The 18,928-nt window shown below is 25.9% G+C and carries 24 protein-coding genes; 23 read left to right on the forward strand and 1 reads right to left on the reverse strand.

The genetic code is table 11. From position 1 onward, the window contains the following. Positions 1-11: 11 nt before the first annotated feature. The 12 genes from BN2920_RS10320 (at position 12) to BN2920_RS10375 (ending at position 8,752) form a co-directional block, all read left to right on the forward strand. A complete protein-coding gene (locus tag BN2920_RS10320) occupies positions 12-740 on the forward strand; it encodes a DUF881 domain-containing protein (protein WP_058294926.1) in 729 nt (242 codons plus the stop codon). Positions 741-752: 12 nt separating this feature from the next. Then, on the forward strand, positions 753-1,130 hold the full coding sequence (locus BN2920_RS10325; RefSeq protein ID WP_058294927.1) for a small basic family protein: 378 nt from the start codon (positions 753-755) through the stop codon (positions 1,128-1,130). Continuing rightward, complete coding sequence (locus tag BN2920_RS10330) at positions 1,127-1,870, forward strand: DUF881 domain-containing protein (RefSeq protein ID WP_097919318.1); 744 nt, start codon at positions 1,127-1,129, stop codon at positions 1,868-1,870. Before BN2920_RS10325 ends, BN2920_RS10330 begins: the two co-directional genes overlap by 4 nt. 95 nt (positions 1,871-1,965) lie before the next feature. Then, complete coding sequence (locus tag BN2920_RS10335; RefSeq protein ID WP_058294928.1) at positions 1,966-2,628, forward strand: YggS family pyridoxal phosphate-dependent enzyme; 663 nt, start codon at positions 1,966-1,968, stop codon at positions 2,626-2,628. 17 nt (positions 2,629-2,645) lie between these two features. Further along, positions 2,646-3,101 (forward strand): cell division protein SepF, encoded by a 456-nt coding sequence (locus BN2920_RS10340; RefSeq protein WP_058294929.1) that lies wholly within the window; start codon positions 2,646-2,648, stop codon positions 3,099-3,101. An 8-nt stretch (positions 3,102-3,109) separates the two neighbouring features. Then, entirely contained in the window at positions 3,110-3,391 is a 282-nt protein-coding gene (locus BN2920_RS10345) for a YggT family protein (RefSeq protein ID WP_058294930.1), read from the forward strand. Next, a complete protein-coding gene (locus tag BN2920_RS10350) occupies positions 3,385-4,149 on the forward strand; it encodes a YlmH family RNA-binding protein (protein ID WP_058294931.1) in 765 nt (254 codons plus the stop codon). The genes BN2920_RS10345 and BN2920_RS10350 overlap by 7 nt, the downstream gene beginning before the upstream one ends. A 13-nt stretch (positions 4,150-4,162) precedes the next feature. After that, positions 4,163-4,846, forward strand: coding sequence for a DivIVA domain-containing protein (locus BN2920_RS10355; RefSeq protein ID WP_058294932.1), 684 nt, complete (start codon positions 4,163-4,165; stop codon positions 4,844-4,846). A 188-nt stretch (positions 4,847-5,034) separates the two neighbouring features. Further along, positions 5,035-5,946 carry an RluA family pseudouridine synthase gene (locus tag BN2920_RS10360; protein WP_058294933.1) on the forward strand — a complete coding sequence of 304 codons (912 nt, stop codon included), beginning with the start codon at positions 5,035-5,037 and terminating at the stop codon, positions 5,944-5,946. A gap of 22 nt (positions 5,947-5,968) precedes the next feature. Continuing rightward, positions 5,969-6,508, forward strand: coding sequence for a bifunctional pyr operon transcriptional regulator/uracil phosphoribosyltransferase PyrR (gene pyrR / locus BN2920_RS10365; RefSeq protein WP_058294934.1), 540 nt, complete (start codon positions 5,969-5,971; stop codon positions 6,506-6,508). 28 nt (positions 6,509-6,536) lie between these two features. Next, on the forward strand, positions 6,537-7,700 hold the full coding sequence (locus tag BN2920_RS10370; RefSeq protein WP_058294935.1) for a THUMP domain-containing class I SAM-dependent RNA methyltransferase: 1,164 nt from the start codon (positions 6,537-6,539) through the stop codon (positions 7,698-7,700). A 215-nt stretch (positions 7,701-7,915) separates the two neighbouring features. After that, positions 7,916-8,752 (forward strand): MurR/RpiR family transcriptional regulator, encoded by an 837-nt coding sequence (locus BN2920_RS10375; RefSeq protein ID WP_058294936.1) that lies wholly within the window; start codon positions 7,916-7,918, stop codon positions 8,750-8,752. A gap of 71 nt (positions 8,753-8,823) precedes the next feature. Here the strand turns inward: BN2920_RS10375 and BN2920_RS10380 are convergent, their stop codons facing one another. After that, complete coding sequence (locus BN2920_RS10380; RefSeq protein ID WP_058294937.1) at positions 8,824-10,554, reverse strand: Rqc2 family fibronectin-binding protein; 1,731 nt, start codon at positions 10,552-10,554, stop codon at positions 8,824-8,826. Between the two features lie 230 nt (positions 10,555-10,784). On the opposite strand from BN2920_RS10380, the gene dapF reads away from it, so the two are divergent. From dapF to BN2920_RS10435, 11 genes are all read left to right on the forward strand, one after another. Beyond that, positions 10,785-11,612: a diaminopimelate epimerase gene (gene dapF / locus BN2920_RS10385; RefSeq protein WP_058294938.1), complete on the forward strand. Its 828-nt coding sequence runs from the start codon at positions 10,785-10,787 to the stop codon at positions 11,610-11,612. 54 nt (positions 11,613-11,666) lie between these two features. Further along, complete coding sequence (locus tag BN2920_RS10390) at positions 11,667-12,680, forward strand: hypothetical protein (protein WP_083498766.1); 1,014 nt, start codon at positions 11,667-11,669, stop codon at positions 12,678-12,680. Positions 12,681-13,319: 639 nt separating this feature from the next. Next, positions 13,320-14,684, forward strand: coding sequence for a GspE/PulE family protein (locus BN2920_RS10395; protein WP_307993577.1), 1,365 nt, complete (start codon positions 13,320-13,322; stop codon positions 14,682-14,684). Then, positions 14,674-15,762 carry a type II secretion system F family protein gene (locus BN2920_RS10400; protein ID WP_058294940.1) on the forward strand — a complete coding sequence of 363 codons (1,089 nt, stop codon included), beginning with the start codon at positions 14,674-14,676 and terminating at the stop codon, positions 15,760-15,762. The genes BN2920_RS10395 and BN2920_RS10400 overlap by 11 nt, the downstream gene beginning before the upstream one ends. Next, positions 15,759-16,199: a prepilin-type N-terminal cleavage/methylation domain-containing protein gene (locus BN2920_RS10405; RefSeq protein WP_083498767.1), complete on the forward strand. Its 441-nt coding sequence runs from the start codon at positions 15,759-15,761 to the stop codon at positions 16,197-16,199. The genes BN2920_RS10400 and BN2920_RS10405 overlap by 4 nt, the downstream gene beginning before the upstream one ends. 1 nt (position 16,200) lies before the next feature. Next, positions 16,201-16,632: a hypothetical protein gene (locus tag BN2920_RS10410; protein WP_058294941.1), complete on the forward strand. Its 432-nt coding sequence runs from the start codon at positions 16,201-16,203 to the stop codon at positions 16,630-16,632. Then, the gene (locus BN2920_RS10415) at positions 16,583-17,074 is read left to right on the forward strand and encodes a hypothetical protein (RefSeq protein ID WP_157065773.1); all 492 of its coding nucleotides are present in this window, start codon (positions 16,583-16,585) and stop codon (positions 17,072-17,074) included. Before BN2920_RS10410 ends, BN2920_RS10415 begins: the two co-directional genes overlap by 50 nt. Next, complete coding sequence (locus BN2920_RS10420; protein WP_058294943.1) at positions 17,065-17,499, forward strand: hypothetical protein; 435 nt, start codon at positions 17,065-17,067, stop codon at positions 17,497-17,499. The genes BN2920_RS10415 and BN2920_RS10420 overlap by 10 nt, the downstream gene beginning before the upstream one ends. 25 nt (positions 17,500-17,524) lie before the next feature. Next, positions 17,525-18,169 carry a hypothetical protein gene (locus tag BN2920_RS10425; protein WP_058294944.1) on the forward strand — a complete coding sequence of 215 codons (645 nt, stop codon included), beginning with the start codon at positions 17,525-17,527 and terminating at the stop codon, positions 18,167-18,169. Next, positions 18,147-18,560, forward strand: a complete 414-nt coding sequence (locus BN2920_RS10430; protein ID WP_058294945.1) for a hypothetical protein — start codon at positions 18,147-18,149, stop codon at positions 18,558-18,560. The genes BN2920_RS10425 and BN2920_RS10430 overlap by 23 nt, the downstream gene beginning before the upstream one ends. Next, entirely contained in the window at positions 18,553-18,909 is a 357-nt protein-coding gene (locus tag BN2920_RS10435; protein ID WP_058294946.1) for a hypothetical protein, read from the forward strand. Before BN2920_RS10430 ends, BN2920_RS10435 begins: the two co-directional genes overlap by 8 nt. Positions 18,910-18,928 lie beyond the last annotated feature (19 nt).

Here is an 18,928-nt window from a genome sequence, read left to right on the forward strand (position 1 = left end):
GGTAAGATAGAATGAAGGTATCTAAATCACAAATATTTATAGGAATTGTTTGCTGTTTTTTAGGGTTTTTATTAACATATCAGTTTAAAATTTTATTATCTAAAAATAGTCAAACTAATGTAACAAGTTACGATTCAGCAGACATAATAGCAGAAATAGAAGCACTTAAAAAGGAAAAAGAAGAATTACTTACAACAAATACACAATTATCAGATGAGCTTAAACAAATGGAAGAATCTGCTGCAGAAGAAAGTGGATCGGCTACTGAAATTAAAAATCAATTAGATACTGCAAGAATGCACTTAGGTATAGTCGATGTGAAAGGGCCAGGTATTAGCTTGACAATAACACCAAAGACATCAATATTTTCATCTAATGCTGGTGGAAATAGTAGGGACTTAAGTGAATCAGAAATTGTTCATATTATTAATCTTCTTTGGTATTCTGGAGCAGAGGCAATATCAATAAATGATATAAGAATAACACCTCAGACTGGAATAAAAACTGCTGGAAATGGTATTGCAATAGGATCTACTGGAAGAGTATACCCAAGAGAAAAAATAGAAATAAAAGCAATTGGAGATAAAAATAGAATGGAAGTTGGAATAGGATTTCCGGGTTCTTTGGAATATGGTGCACTTTCTAACTACAATACAGAACTAAAACTTGAAGATGACCTTAATATAGGAAAAACAACAGTAGCATTAAAAAGCGAATTCATTAAATCTGTAAAGGAATAGGAGAGAATTAAATTGATAGCAGTAGTAGGACTATTTATAGGAATTATATTAGGTTTTGTATTTGATGTTAATATTCCAGAAGGATTTTCATCATATATGTCAATTGCTATACTTGCATGCTTAGACTCAGTATTTGGGGCAATTAGAGCAAATTTATCAAAAAATTTTCGAGCTGATATTTTCGTATCGGGTTTTTTTGGTAATGCACTTTTAGCAGCTTCACTTACATATTTGGGAGATAAACTTGGAATACCAATATATATTGCAGCTGTAATTGTATTTGGAGGAAGAATATTCGAAAATTTTGCAATTATAAGAAGGCTTATTATAGAAAATTGGAGAAGTAAAAAAGAACAACATAAAGCTCAAGTTGAGGTGAAAGAAGAGTGATAAAAAAAAATAGTTCATTCTTTGTTTTTATTGCAGCAATTATTGTTGGAATTTTGATATCTGTAAATTTTGATTTTGAAAGAATAAAATCTTCTTATACTCAAATCAGCTCAGCTGAATATCAAAAGGCAATTGAAGAAAGAAATAATTTATATAAAGATATTGGGAATATAAAAGAAGACAATATAGAAATGAAGCTAACAATAAATAGGTATATGCGAGAAGATGAACAAAATGAGAAAATACTAGAAGATATGAAGAATCAAATAGGGGATTATCAATTATTCACAGGAATGAGTGCTGTAGAAGGACCAGGAATAATATTAAAAATCAATGATGGTTATACAAACTATAATGAAGATATGGAGGAAGATATAAATAGCAAATTGTTGCATGACAGTGATATGGCATTAGTTTTAAATGAACTTAGGAATGCAGGAGCAGAAGCAATAAGTGTAAACAATCATAGAGTTATTCCATGGTCAGGAGTAATATGTAATTGGGCATTTATAGGCTTTGAAGATGGAAGTATGGAGTATGCACCTTTCAATATTTATGCAATTGGTGATCCTGAAAAATTAAAAGCAGCCCTAATGGAAGATGGAAGCCATATAAAACAACTTATGATTAGAAAGTTAAATATTGAAATTGAAACTAGAAACAAAATTACAATGCCTGCTACGAGTTCTAACGGTATAATACAATTTATGGAAAGAAATGAAAATATAAAAGAAAATTAAATTTTATTTATTAAATTTGAAGGAAAATTCATATCTGTAGAGAATATAAACATATTAAGGACAAAAGAAAGGAATAGCAGAAAAGGTGTTGACAAATGGGGATTAAAGAAAATATTGAAGAAATAAAATCTAAAATTCCATCAGAAGTACAATTGCTAGCTGTCTCAAAAACAAAACCAATAGAAGCGTTAGAAGAGGCTTATGCAGCTGGAATGCGAGAATTTGGTGAGAATAAAGTTCAAGAACTTCTAGCAAAAGAGGAAATTTTTCATAAAGATGTTAAATGGCATTTAATTGGACATTTACAAACAAATAAAGTTAAATACTTAGTGGATAAGGTGCATTTGATACATTCATTAGATAGTATTAAGCTATTAGAAGAAATAGAAAAAGTATATGAAAAAAATGAAAAAACAGCAAATACTTTAATTCAAATTAATATTGGAAGAGAAGAAAGTAAGAGTGGTATTTTAGAGGAAAACTTAAATGAATTTATTGAAGCAATAGAAGAATGTAATCATATTCTTGTTAAAGGAATTATGGTTATTATTCCAAAAGGAAATGAAGAAAGTAATAGGTATTATTTTAAGAAAACTAAAGGAATATTTGATGAATTAAAATGTAAGAAATTTAAAAATATTTCTATGGATATATTATCAATGGGTATGACAAATGATTATATGACTGCCATTGAAGAAGGTTCTACTCTTGTAAGAGTTGGAACAGGAATTTTTGGGGAAAGAAATTATAATGTTTAAGTGTAGGAGGAGAAAAAATGAGTAATGTATTATCAAAAGTTAAATCTATACTAGGATTCGAAGATTACGAGGATTATGATGACTTCGAAGATGAAGAATATGAAAATGAAGAAATGGAAGAAGAAAATTCTGCTGAGCCAGTTATAACAAATAAGAAGAATAATAAGGTAGTAAATATCCATACATCATCAGCAGTAAAGGTAACAATAACTAAGCCATCTGATTATGAGGAAGCAATGGAAATATGTGATGCATTAAAAAATAGGAGAATAGTTTTAGTTAATACTACCATACTTGAATTTAAAATAGCACAAAGATTATTAGATTTTATAAGTGGATCTTGTTATGCTTTAGGAGGAGAAGTTCAACAAATAGAAAAAGGAGTTTATCTTCTTTCACCTTCTAATGTTGAAGTAACAAATGAATTAAAAAATGAATTAAGTACAAAAGCATTATTTAATTGGTCTAAATAGGAGGTATAATGGCAAGCGTAATAATTAGATTAATGAATACAGTATTTGGTATAATTGAGCTTGCTATATTAATAGAATGTATAGCATCTTGGATACCACAACTTAGATATAATAAATTTATGGATATAGTTTATGCAATAACTAATCCTATTTTAACTCCTTTTAGGGCATTACAAGATAGATTTTTTCCAGACTCACCAATAGATTTTTCACCAATCATAGCATTATTTGTAATTGACTTTGTTTTAAGACAGGTAATTAATAGAATTTTATATATGTTATTATGGTAAAAGAACTTATAAATAGAAGCTTTGGTGAAGAGAAAGAAGAAGTTATAAATTTATATGAAAAATACTTACTTGCTAAAGAAAAAGATATAGTAGTTTTTGGAAAAGAGTTTTATACACCTAATGTTTGGAAGTGGTTTGAAAAAAATCTTCAAAGTAAAAGTGTAAAAATAGAAAGTTATGGAGTTTTTGAAGAAGCTGAAAGAAGGATGATTTCTTTCAATAATTTATACAATACAAGTTTCCCAATTAATTTAATTAAGATAACTAATAAATCAAAATTCTCAGAATTAACTCATAGAGATTATTTAGGCGGAATATTAGGTTTAGGTATTGAAAGAAATAAAATAGGTGATTTGTTTGTAGAAGATAATAGCTGTTATGTTGCTGTACATGAAGAAATTCAAGATTTTATATTATATAATATAGACAAAATAGGAAAAGTAACATGTAAAGTTGAACTAATAGAAGATATGTCGCTTCTTCCACATGTAAATTTTAAAGAAGAAATCATTATGGTTTCTTCTTTAAGAATTGATGGGATAGTTTCAAAACTATGTAATATATCTAGAGCTAAAGCGCAAATTTTAATAGATCAAGGCCAAATTTTAATAGATTATGCTAAGATAAGAGATAAGAGCTATGAATTAAAAGGTGAAGAAAGAATAACAATAAGAAAACACGGAAAATTCATAGTTGGAAATATTATTGGTACAAGTAAAAGTGGAAAATTAAAGGTAGTTATAAAAAAATATACATAGTAGAGGTGATAACATGAAACTGACACCAATGGATATAAATAATAAGGAATTTAAGAGAGGTCTAAGAGGATATAATGCAGAAGAAGTTGATGAATTCTTAGATGAAGTAGTTGAAAATTATGAAGAAATGTATAAAGAAAATTCTAATTTAAAAGAAAAATTAGCAAATTTAAATGAAAAGATAGAGTATTATTCAAAAATTGAAACTACTATTCAAAACACTTTATTATTAGCACAAAATGCAGCAGAACAAGCAAAGAGCTCGGCTAAAAAGGAAGCAGAGCTTATGGTGAAAAATGCAAATGAAACAGCACAAAAGATTTTAGATAAGGCACATAATGATGTTATTCAAATAAATGATGAATATGAAAAGGTAAAACAAGAATTTATTAAATTTAGAGCTAAATATAGAAACTTTATGAATACACAAATGGAAACTTTTGATGCTTTAGAAAAGGACTTTATTAAAAATTATAATCTTGGTGAAAGTGGTGAAGAATCACCTAAAGATATAATAGAAGAAAACGAATCTCAATATTCAAGTGATACTTTTGAAGAAGTTGCAGCTGATGTGATTAAAGATGAAGCTTTAGAAGAAGGAAGTGCTAAAAAGCTTGAAAATACAATGTCTTTAGAAGAAATTAATCAGGAATTGAATGAAATAAAGAGTTTCTTTGCAGATAATAAAAATGAGTAATTGTATTAATGTGTTTTTCAGAATAAATACATTCCATGTTTATAAGGATTAAAATTTATAAGAGGGGTATAACCCTCTTTTTTTGATTATTATTTCTTATGTACGCTTACGAATAAAATAAGGTAGATTGTAAATTATATAGTATTATATTATAATGGTTAAGAATATATGTAGGATGAGGATGCATTATGGAAAAAACTTTATTTAAAGTAGATGAAAAAAGTGAAGGAACAAGAATAGATAAATATTTAAGTGATATGCTTGAAGAAAAATCTAGATCATTTATTCAAGAATTGATTAAAAAAGAAAAAGTAGTAGTTAATAATAAAATACCTAAAAGTAATTATAAAGTAAAAGCTTTTGATAATATAGAATTAGAAGTACCAGAGCCAGAAATACTTAAAGTTGACGCAGAAGATATACCTTTAAATATTTTATATGAAGATAATGATGTTATTGTTGTAAATAAGGAACAAGGGATGGTGGTTCATCCAGCGCCGGGAAACTATAATGGAACTTTAGTTAATGCATTATTATTTCATTGTAAAGATTTGTCTGGAATAAATGGTATAATAAGGCCTGGAATCGTTCATAGAATTGATAAAGATACTTCAGGAATACTAGTTGTAGCAAAAAATGATGAGGCACATAATAAACTTTCAGAGCAATTAAAGAATCACTCAATGAAAAGAGAATATTATGCATTAATTGAAGGCAGATTAAAAAATGATAGTGGTACTATAAATAAGCCTATTGGACGTAATAAAAAAGATAGATTAAAAATGGGAATAGTTGAAGATGGAAAACTTGCAGTAACTCACTATGAAGTATTAGAAAGATATAACGGATATACTTTAATTAAATGTATATTAGAGACAGGAAGAACTCACCAAATCAGAGTACATATGTCATCAATAGGATTCCCGTTAGTAGGTGATCCGCTATATGGATTTAAAAGACAGAAATTTAAGTTAGATGGACAGATGCTTCATGCAAAGACTCTTGGTTTTATTCATCCAGAGACTAATGAGTATATGGAATTTAATAGTGAATTACCTAAATACTTTATAAATATAATTGATAAATTAAGAAATGAATAGAACAATTAGTGGAGGAAAAGTAATGAAATTAAAAGCTACTTTATTAGATGAAAAAGCTATTAATAGAACTCTTATAAGAATATCCCATGAAATAATTGAAAGAAATAAAGGAATAGATGATGTTGTATTACTTGGAATAAAAACAAGAGGATATCCTATAGCTAAAAGATTGTCAGAATATATAAAGAGTATAGAAGGCAAAGAAGTTCCAGTAGGTCATGTTGATATAACATTATATAGGGATGACTTAACTGAACATGGGGATATTCCCAAAGTGAAAAATTCAGAACTTGGAGTAGAAATAAAAAATAAAAAAGTAATTATAGTTGATGATGTTCTATATACTTGCAGAACTGCAAGAGCAGCAATTGATGCAATAATGGATGTTGATAGACCAAAGGTTATACAGCTTGCAGTTCTTATTGATAGAGGACATAAGGAACTTCCTATAAGAGCAGATTATGTTGGAAAGAATATTCCTACTTCAAAAAGTGAACTTATAGCAGTTAAACTAAAAGAAACTGATGCTGATGAATCAGTGAACATTTATATGAACGACTAGCCCAATATAATCATAAGGAGAAATAAGAATGATATATGATTTAATTGCAACAAGTACTTTTGGAATAGAAAGCATAACAGCAAAAGAATTAAGAGCACTTGGATATGAAGATTTAAAAATAGAGAATGGAAAAGTAACATTTGAGGGGGATGAAATGGACATTGCTATTGCCAATGTACATTTAAGAACAGCAGAAAGAGTACTAATAAAAATGGCTGAATTTGAAGCAAGATCTTTTGAAGAATTATTTCAAGGAACTAAGAGTGTTGATTGGAGTGAAATAATACCTAAAGATGGAGTAATGCATGTCGTAGGAAAAAGTATAAAATCTACTTTGCATAGTGTGCCTGATTGTCAATCAATAGTTAAAAAAGCTATTATAAAAAGCATGAGTGAAAGTTATGGAATTGAAAATTTTAGTGAAGATGGGCCAGTATATAAAATAGAAGTTGCTATTTTAAAGGATGTTGTTACATTAACAATAGATACTAGTGGAGTTGGACTACATAAAAGAGGGTATAGGGAACAGGCAGGACTCGCACCACTTAAAGAAACATTAGCTGCATCAATGCTTTTACTTTCAAGATACAATCATGATTTTGAACTTGTAGATCCATTTTGCGGTTCAGGAACTATTTTAATTGAAGCAGCTCTTATTGCATTAAATATTGCGCCAGGAGTAAATAGAGAATTTGTATGTGAAACATGGCCAACTATGCCGTCTAATACTTTTGATATGGTTAGAGAAGGTGCAAGAAATGCAGAAAAGCATAAAGATATAAAGCTTATTGGTTATGACATAGATCATAGAACTTTAAAAGTTGCTATGGAAAATGCCAAAAAAGCTGGAGTAGATAAGTATATACAATTTCAAAAAAGAGACTTTATGGAATTTTCAACTTCTAAAAAATATGGATTTGTAGTATCTAATCCACCGTATGGCGAAAGAATAGGAGAGAAGGAATCTTTAGACAGACTGTATAAACATATGGGATATATAAAAGAAAAATTGGATGGATGGGATTTTAATATTTTAACATCATTTGAACCTTTTGAGAAAATATTTGGACGAAAATCTACTAAAAATAGAAAATTATATAATGGGAAAATAAAGTGCTATTATTATCAATATTTTGATAATGAAAAAATAAAAAATCATGGAGATGCACTTATTAATATATTACTTAAGTAAATTAATTTAAAGAAATTTTATGAAAACATATTTACACATTATATTTTTTATGGTAATATTTGAATGTAAGAATATTTTATATTAGCGAAGATGCTAACAGCAAAGCTGTGGCATCTTTTTTTGTTTTTAAAATAATAGTACAAGTAAATACAAGGTTTAGTTCATAATGTTTAAAAATTATATTTTACTATATTTATATAAAGGAGAGTGAAAGTATGTCAGAAGTATATCAAAAGATAGCAGAAAAAATACCAAATATGAGTAAGGCTCAAGAAAAAATAGCGAAATATATATTGTCTAACCCAAATACAACACCTTTTTTAACAGTGGAAAAGCTAGCAAAGCTGTCTGGAGTAAGTATTGCAACAATAACTAGATTTGTCACATTTTTAGGATATAAAGGATATCCGGAATTTTTAAAGGATACTCAAGAATCTATGCAAGCACAAGTGACAAACTCTGAAAGAATAAAACTTAATGCTGAAGTTAAAGAAGAATGTGAAAAAAATATATATGAAGTTTTTGAAAGTGATTTAAATAATATAAAGTCAACTATGGAAGATATGAATTTATATGAAATTAAAAGAGCAGTTAATGAAATTATGAATTCAAAGAGAATTTATATAGTAGCAAGAAGAAGTGTTTATTCTCTAGGAATACTTCTAAAGTACTATCTTGATTTTGTATTTAATAATGTATATATAATTGAGAATACAGAAGATATACCTAAATATGTTGATAAATATGATCTTGTCATAGGAATAAATTTTGAAAATTATTCAAGAAGTACTGTTGAAGTGTTTTCATACTTAAAAAGTAAGGGATCAAGAACTATAGCTATTACTGATAATATGCTGTCACCCATAGTACCGTATGCAGATGTAAGCTTAACTGCAATAAGTAAAGGTGTGACTTCATTAGATTCTTTTGCTGCACCAATTAGTTTAATAAATGCTTTAGTAGTATCAATTAAAGAACAAAAGAAGGAATGCTTTATCAATAACGTAGAGCTTTTAGAAGAAACATATAAAAAATTTGATATATTTATTTAAAAATTAATGGATATAGTATAAGTTTATAAATATAAATTTTACCATATCCATTAATTGTATTATATTAAATTTTAATTATTAAACAGCGTATTAAAGTCATTTGGATTTATTACTATAGTATTATTTTTATGATAAATTACCATTCCAGGTTTTGAACCATTAGGTTTCTTTAATTCTTTTACTTTTGTATAATCTACAGATAACTTATTATTATTTTTTCCTTTACTATAAAATCCAGCTATTATTGCAGCTTCTTCGAGAGTCTTATCGGGAACATCAAAAGCGCAGACTATAACATGAGAGCCTGGGATGTCTTTTGCATGTAACCAAAGAAAATTTTTGTTAGCAAACTTTAGACTTAAGTAATCATTTTGAATATTGTTTTTTCCAACATAAATATCGATGTTATCACTTGAAGTAAAGTGATGAGGTTTTGATATTTTTGCTTTTTTTTGCTTATCTTTTTTCTTATAACGTATATATCCTGTTTCTATTAACTCGTTCTTAATTTCATCAATTTCATCATAGCTTTCAACATTTAGAATATTAGTAAGAACTGAATTTAAATATTCAACTTCATTATTGTTTTTTTCAAGTTCCAATATAGCATGTTCTTCAGAGGCTTTTAATTTGTTGTATTTCTTATAATAACGTTGAATATTTTCTGATGGAGTTTTAGTTTTATCTAAAGAAATTTTAATATATTCTTCTTCATTCTCATTGTAAAAATTTAACAAAGTACATTCGTTGTCACCTTTTTTTATGCTGTATATATAAGAAGTAAGCAAATCACCTTTTATTTTGTAATCATCCTTTTTTTCACATTCTTTAAGCGTTTCTTTTAATATATTAGATTTTTTATTACATCTATCGATGTTTGTATTAATTAATCTTTGAAGATCAGTTGATTTATTTTGTAACCTATCTTGTTTATCCTTTTTACTATAAAAAGTATCCATTAATATATTAGGATCATCATAATTAGTTGTTTTATAATTGGCATATGAATATGACAAATGAGTACAATAATAATCTTTTAAATAGCCTTCATTATCAGAGAAGATTGTAAATGATGGATTTTCAGAAATATTATTCGTGAAATTCTTAAGATTTTCATAAATTTCATTTCTAGTAGGTGAACTATGCTCTTTTGTAATGCTATAATATAATTCATTAGATAACAATTTGCTTATACCAGTAAAACAATTAAAATAAAAATCTTTATCTAATGCAATTGAATTATTTGTTATGAAAGAATTTAAATTTTCATATGTACATGAAAACGGATCTAATTTGTTAGAAATAGGTGGATAAACATATTCTACTCCAGGATATAAAACTCTATAACTGTTTATATTAGGGGTAATATGCTTAATAGATTCCATAACTTTATTATCTCTATCTCTAACTAAGGTAATATTAGAATGTCTGCCCATAATTTCGATGATTAATGAGTAGGTACTATCAAAGCCTAATTCATCCCTGTTTTCAATTTTCATTATTAAAATTCTATCATTATCTTTTTGGATTAAATCAATAATCCTTCCGCCTAAAATGTACTTTCTTAAAACCATAAGATACATAGGTGCAACTATTGGATTTTGCTTAACATTATTAGTTAAGTGAATTCTAGCAAATTTAGGTGATGCAGAAATTAAAAGTTTTATATTTTTACGATCTTTTCTAATGGTTAAAATAATTTCATCCTTCTCAGGCTGATTAATTTTATCTATTTTTGAATCTATTATTGAATTTTTTAAATTGTTAACTAAACTATATAAGTATATACCATCTAATGCCATTATATGTCATCCTTTCTTAATACGTTAAGAATAGTATAACATTAAGAAGAATGCATTATCAATTGTTCTGTTTCAATAGTTTATATATTTAATGTATAATTTGATTTTAATTAATTTTTTAGCAAATAAATTTTGAAAATAATGTGGTTAATAATTGTAAATAGTAGTATTATTAATCATGGACTTATTATATTAAATGTTTATGTAAGTGTTTCTAGGGGGGATTAAAGATGAAGTTTTATAAAATGCAAGGGGCAGGAAATGATTTTATATTTGTAGAAGATTTTAATTTTGAAATAAAAGATGAATGTAATTTAGCAAAACAGCTTTGTAATAGACATTTTGGAATAGGAGCGGATGGACTAGTTATAGTTAGAAAATCAGATGTTTCTGAAGCTAAAATGATAATAATAAATAGTGACGGCTCAAGAGCAAATATGTGTGGCAATGCAATAAGATGCTTTGGAAAGTATGTTTATGAAAAAAACATAGTAGATAAAACAAAATTTTCAGTTGAAACTGGAGATGGAGTAAAGGAAATAGAAATTATATTAGAAGATAATAAAACAAAATATGTAAGAGTTTATATGGGCGAAGGGTCTTATAATGGTGCAGATATTCCATTAAATAATTTAGAAAACTTAATAGATAAAGAAGTTGAAGTGGATGGTAAAGTATATAAGATGACAACTGTACTTGTTGGAGTACCTCATACAATAATATTTGAAGAAAATGAAAATTATGATGTAGAAGTAGATGGTTCTAAAATTGAAAAATATAAGTTATTTAAAGAAGGTACAAATGTTAATTTTGTGAAAGTTATAGATGATACTCATATTAGAGTAAACACATGGGAGAGAGGTGCTGGAGCAACCTTAGCCTGTGGAACAGGATGCTCTGCATCTGTACTTGTTTCTAAAAAATTAGGTTTAGTAGATAAGAATAAAGAAGTTTTTGTTAAAGCGCCAGGTGGAGAGCTTATAATAGAGGTCTTAGATGAAGGGCTATTCATGAAAGGACCTGCTGAATTTGTTTTTTCTGGAGAGACATCAAAATAGAATAATATAATATGGATTTATAATGCATAGAAAAATATTGAGAAGGGGAAAATAATGAGATATACAAAAAAAAGGATATTTATATGTGTGTTTATTTTCATTGTATTTCCTCTGCTCGTTTTAGGATGTCAAGAAGAGAAGATAAGTTCTAATAATGCAGCAGAGGTAATACAGCTAGGAAAAGGGGCAGTACTTAAAAGTGAAGAAGGTCAATATAATATTTATAATTATAGAGATTATAAATATTATAAAGTAGATACACAAAGTACAATATTAGCTTATGATAAAAGTAGCAATAGTTACATATGCATAGAGCATGGTAAGCACTTTATAGTATATAACCATAATAAATACATAATAAAAGATGAAAAATATGAAGGACTTAAGCTTTCTCCTCATGGAAAATATATTTCATATTTTGTAGATGACAATGGATTAAAATTAAAAGTATTTAAAAACGATGAGAAAAATAGTGAAATAGACATCAATTCAGATGTATCAATATCAGGTACTTTGTATGATTGGTATGATGATAATACAATTGTTTATTATGGTGTTAAAAGCGATAAAACAAATGGATTATTTACTTATAATCTTATTACAAACAAAGAAGAATTAATTTATGCATTAGAAGAAGGATATTTAGCTTATTTAAAAGGAACAGGTGATAATTTATTATTTTTGCAGATAAATTTAGAAAATGATAAAGAACTGGTGGCAATTGATAAAAAAAACAAGAATTGCAATATTTTAAGTAATGAGATAGAAGAATTAAATGATGTAATAAGTCTTAATGGAAATTTTTATTTTACAGGAAAAATGAAAGATGATTCAAAATCTCTTTATAAAATAGAAGATAATGATATAAAAAGATTAGTTTTTGACTTTCCAGCTGTGATAAATGCAGAAAAGGGATTAAAAGCTGATAGTGAAGGTAATATATTATTCGTAGGTAAGAATGATATATACAGTGAATATGAAAAAATATATTCATATAATAAGGATAAATCTGTTTCGGTAGTGTCAGATGAAGCGATTGATTACGTATTTATTGATTATAGAGAATAATGAAAAGCCATTGAAATTAGGTTGTTAGTTTTAATGGCTTTTTATTTTTGGCAAATTTAAATTTTTGGACAATCTGTGGACGAGGTGCCCCTGATGGTATAACTTAAATTAAGCTATTATGCAAATTAAAATAAAAACCTAGAGAATAAAAAATAAATCATATGCGCCTAGCCTTTCGCAGGCTTGCTCGAAAAATCCAGAATGTGCTAAAAAATCCACGGCTATAGATTGCTTTTTATTAAGAGAAAGTTATTTATTATTGAGATAATATTAAAAGTTCGTAATTACACAGTCGCCTTGATGATTTTTTATTCTTTAGGAAATTATATTCACGGACAATCTGTGGATAAGTTATTTAAAAAATATTGCAATAGACTAATGCATAGTTCCTAAATAATAAAAAATAAATTATATGCGCCTGGCCTTTTCTTCGGCAAGCTCAGAAAATCCAGAGTGCGCTGAAAAAAATCGACGGCTTAAAGGATTACGTTTTATAAAAGCTATTGTATTCTATTGGATTTGCATTTTTATAGAAGACTATATCATAGTCGCCTTGGCGATTTTTTTATTTTTATTAAATTGATGAATAAAAAGGAATTTTATGGACATTAATTAGGTAATTAAGAATCTGAGAGGTGTGTGAATATTAATAATTTCATTGAAAAAGTAGATTTTACAACAGCTAAAAAAATTACAAAGGAAATATGCACGAAATATAAATTAATTCCAATAAATGAAGAAGTAAATAAGATAAAGGCCATAACTTATGAAGATGAAAAAGATTCTTTAGATAACTGTGTGAAATTTTATTATGATAAAGAGATAGAGATAATTGTTGTAAGTAAAGATGAATTTAATATTTGGGAAAGCATAATTTATGGGTGTGATAACAATAAATTAGATGAACTTCTCATATATAAGGCAATTGATAAAAATGCCAGTGATATTCATTTTGAGCCATGTGACAATTATGTGAATATTAGATATAGAATAAATGGAATATTGAGTTTAGCATATAGAATGGAGTTAGAAAAGTATGCTTCATTAGTTTCAAAGATAAAGTTAGAAGCAAACATGGATATCACCGAAAAAAGAAGACCCCAAGATGGGAAGATAATAAAAAGATATAATAATAAAAAATATGATTTCAGAATATCATCAATACCAGTAATTAATGGAGAAAAAATTGTTATAAGAATACTGTATTGCAGCAGTTTCAACTACAAACTAGAAGAATTAAATTTTCCAAGTAATCAAGTAGATCTTATAAAGAAGATTATTGCACTTGAAAATGGATTATTTTTAGTTAATGGGCCAACTGGCTCAGGAAAATCTACAACTTTGTATACTATTTTAAAGGAAATAAGTAATGAAAATATAAATATCACAACCCTAGAAGATCCAATTGAAGTGACGCTTAAAAATGTTAATCAAATGAATTTAAATAAAAAGCTTGGAATAGATTTTTCAAGTGGACTAAGAAACATACTTCGTCAAGATCCAGATGTAATTATGATTGGTGAAATAAGAGATAAAGAGACTGCTGATATGTGTATTAGAGCATCTATAACTGGACATAAAGTATATAGCACACTTCATTGTAAGTCACCAAGAGAAGTTTATTTGAGATTAATAAATATGGGGGTTGATTCAAATCTTTTAGTTGAAGCCCTTGGTGGAATAATATCTCAAAAACTTATAAAAATTTTATGTGATGATTGCAAAGAAATAGATAATGTAAACAAGTATAAGAATTTTATGTTATTTAAAAAACGTGGCTGTAAAAATTGTAATTATACTGGATATATAACAAGAAAATTAATTAGTTCTGTTTATTATTTAAAGAATTCAAATAAAAAGAATATAGAAGAAATTTATGCAGATAAAAATTATTTATGTAATACACATATGAAATCTCAAATGGAAGAGCTCATAGCTAAAGGTAAGATACCATATGCTGATTATTTTAACTTTCTAGAAGGAGAGGACTTAAATGAATTGTAGTGTTAATGTTATGAAACAATTAAAAAATGCTTCTTCTATGATATTTAGAAATAAGGTAAATGAGGAATTATTAATAATAATATGTGATAATCTTGCTGAAATCTATAAGGATGGAATAAATATAGATTATGGAATTGAAATTATCTCTGATGCTATTTTTGACAAATCATATAAGGAGAGCTTAAATGTAGTATTAAAGTATATAAAAGAAGGCAGAACTTTAAGTGAAAGTTTTAATGAAGTAGATGAATTATATCCTCCATTTTTTATTGGAATGCTTGCTGTTGGTGAAAGTAGTGGTAGTCTATATAAAATACTTATAGCTCTTAAAATATTTTATGAAAAATCAGTTTTTATAAAAAAGGAAATAAAGAAAGCATTATCATATCCAAAACTTGTATTAATAAGTTTTTTCATCTTTATTATGATATTTTTCGTATTTGTAATTCCTAATTTTTATAATATATATGAATCTATTGGAGTTTCTCCGTCTCAAAATTATTTAACTATGCATAAAATCAGTATGGTTATTTGTGATAATAGCATAAAGTTTTATTTATATTTTGCAATATATGTTGTCATTATTCCTATAATATTCCTAAAGTATTTAGTAAATAAAATAAAAATAGATAAATTTCTAAAAGTTAGTATAATAAAAAAATATTTTGAGTATAGAATGCTATTGATTTTATATATAATAACAAATTCTAAGATGAATATATCATATGGATTGACTATTTGTGAAAATTCATGTGAATCAGATTATATAAAAAATAAATTGAGGCAGATGAATAAAAGTATAATAAATGGAAGTACATTATATGATGCATCAATAAGAATAAATATATTTTCTAAATATACTTTAGCTATTATTAAGATTAGGGAAGAGTCTGGAGGCCTTGAAGAGGCATTAAAAGATTTATGCAATAAACTTCAAGAAAATATAATGAAAAATATTAATAAATGCTTATCTCTTATTCAGCCTGTAATAATAGCAATTTTAAGTGTAATAATAACAATATTTTTAGTGCTAGTTGTATTACCTATTTTTGAAGGAGTTCAAAGTATACTGCCATGATAAGAAAAAGAGGGTTTACTTTAATCGAAACAATTGCAAGTATAAGCATATTATTAATATTTATGAGTATCTCAATATCTATGTATAAATTAAAGGCTTCATTGGAAAGTGATATCAATGTAACCGACTATATATATGAAATTCAAAATTTGATTACATATGGTAAAAGCGTTTGTAAAGAAAAAGAAAACTATGGGAAAATTATTGTTAGTACAAAAGATAATAATATTAGATTTGTTGAGAATTGGGATAATATCGAAAAAAGTGTTAATTTACCATATGATTTAAAAGTAATATCACAATTTACAGTTTATATAACACCACAAGGTAAATTAGAAAAAGGTAATACAATTAGTTTGCTTGATAAAGATAAAAAACGATATGACATTACTATAGGGGTTGGAGTTGACATAATAACTATTAAAGGGGAATCATAAAGTGAAAAAAGATGGCAGTGTTTTGATTGAAGTAATAGCATCAGTCTGCATAATAACAATAGTTATTACTGCATTTATGCAAGCTTATGTATCAAGTATTAATAATTTGAAAAGCCGCATGTTAGAAGAAGAACTAAATATGTGTATTTATAATCTATCAAATGAAATAAAATATAATTTATCATATGATGAGATAGAAGAAATGTTAAATGATAAAAATGAAGTAAGTTTTAAGTATGATGAAGATTTTTCAAGGAGATTAATGCAATACAATATTGATGATTTAGAGATAGGCGATGATATAAAGATAGTAATGCGAAATTGTAGTAATGATAAAGCAGAATTTCAAATAGAAGCATGCATTAGTGCGGATGAGCATAAAATTGAAAAAAAATATGCATTTAATAAAAGTTGGTGGATGGATGAAATATAAATTCAGGAAAAAGCATGCTTTTACTCTTATAGAATCAATAGTATATATTTTTTTGACATCTATAGTTTTTCTTGAGCTTATAACTTGCTTGTTTTCTTTTTATGCTTCATATATAGAAATAAGAAATAGGAGTATAAATGAAAATAATATGAGAAATTTTTATACTAGCTTAGATTACATTTTACATGAGAATCATAATGAGGTTATTAAAAAAGAAAGCAACTCAATAGTAATTTATAAGGATTCAGAAGATGATTATATTGTAAAAAGTATAAAATTTTATGATAATACTGTAGTTGCAAAATATACAAAAGGAAAATCTACCTTAGCCATTAATAATATGCTTTATAATATAAAAGATTTTGAGGTTGTAGAAAAGGATAAATTAATATATTTGATAATTACAGATATGTATGGAAAGGAATATATAAGATGTCTATAAAACAAACTGGAAACATACTAACAAGCACCATGTTGTTTTTAGCATTCACAAGCATAATCATAAGCTTCTTGTTTAAAATTGCTATAAATAATAATGAGATTTCTTCATTTGAAGTTAATAAATATGACTTATATAATATCAAAGAAGTAGAAGAAAATTTAATTTATAAGTATATGAAAGAACTAAATAAAATGAGAGATAAAGAAAAAGAAGATGATGATGATGAAAAAACTAATGATATGTTTGATAATGATTTTTCAGTCACTATTAAAGAAAGTAAATTAGAATATCATAAAGATGAAGATGTATTTATTTTAGATATGAATTTAGATAAAGATAAATCAATTGGGAGAAATATTGATTACAAAATAGAAAATGAGTCAATAATTTTAATACCAACATATAATTGTAAAAATTATGATTAAAGTGTTTTATTGGAGAGAGTTTTTAATGAAAGATAACATTTTATTAAATAAAAACTTTTTTACATATGATGAAGAAAAATATCTTGATGAAGAATTTTATAGAATTCAGGAAAAATTAAAACCTAAGCAAAGAGTGATAATTTTAGAAGAAAATCTAAATATTATAAAGTTTGATATAAAAATAAGAAAAAATAAAATCAGTAATTTTGTTGATGAAAATATAAAAAAGAATATTCCTCAAAATGGAGATGTTTTATATCATTATATATACGATTCTAAAAGTAATTTATTATATATTTACTATATTAAAGGTGGAAAAAGAATTGATAATTTAATTGATTATGTAAAAGAGCTGGAAGTAACACCAATACAATTTTTAATTATGTCAGTATTAAGAAATAAATTTAAAATAAAAGATAAGGAAATTCGGGTTTTGGTGAAAATAAATAATTATTACTATTATTTAAATATTGAAAATAATATAATAAAGCAATCTTTTATAGTAACAAATGAAGAAGAAATATTAAAAAACATTGAAATTAATGAGGAGTACTCGAAATTATATATTGATAATAATATTTTACATGAGATAGCAGAAATTAAAAATCATATTAATATTATAAGTTTTGATATAGTAAAGGGGATATATGAGAAAATTAACAAGAAATAAAAATTTCACACCTGAAAATTTTTATAAGAAAAAAGAAAAACAAAATTTGGAAGAATTTAGACGATTAATATGTCTGGTTTTTATTTTAAATTTAATGTTAATACCAAATACTATAGAATATATTCAAGAAAAGCAAGATAAAACTTTAGAGAATTATAGCCCAATAGATTATAGTTATACTCAAAGTTATAGTATAGATGAAATAGAAACATGGATAAATAATATATTTATAAATTGTATATTAAAGGCAAAAATTAATCAAAATGAAGGTGAGATAACCCTTAATAATTTAGATGATTTTTATAATTTAAAATTGCAAGAAAAAATCGATATAACTTATATAATGTCTGAAGAAGAAAATTATAAAGTTGGAGTAAAGTTAAATGAATAGAATGTTAAAAAGCTTTTGGTTAACAATTTTTTGTATATTGTTAATGTTACAAATGATAATATTATATATTAATAATTTTAATACTAATGGGAAGAATATTATTAAAGAAGAATATAAAGAAGAAAAATCATTGTATGATATATATGAAGAGTTAAATGTATTAACTGAAAAACAAATTATAAATGCAGAACATATAGATGAAAAATGGAAAATACAATTACGAATAAATGGAGATAAAGATCAATTAATAAAAGAATTAAATAAATTGAAAGCATATAAAATAACAAATTATGATATATATAATGATAATAATGAAAGTTATATTGTTTTAGAAATGATATATACTTAATATATTAAAATAATTTAAG

The sequence above is a fragment of the Clostridium neonatale genome, from assembly GCF_001458595.1.
Taxonomy (GTDB): domain Bacteria; phylum Bacillota; class Clostridia; order Clostridiales; family Clostridiaceae; genus Clostridium; species Clostridium neonatale.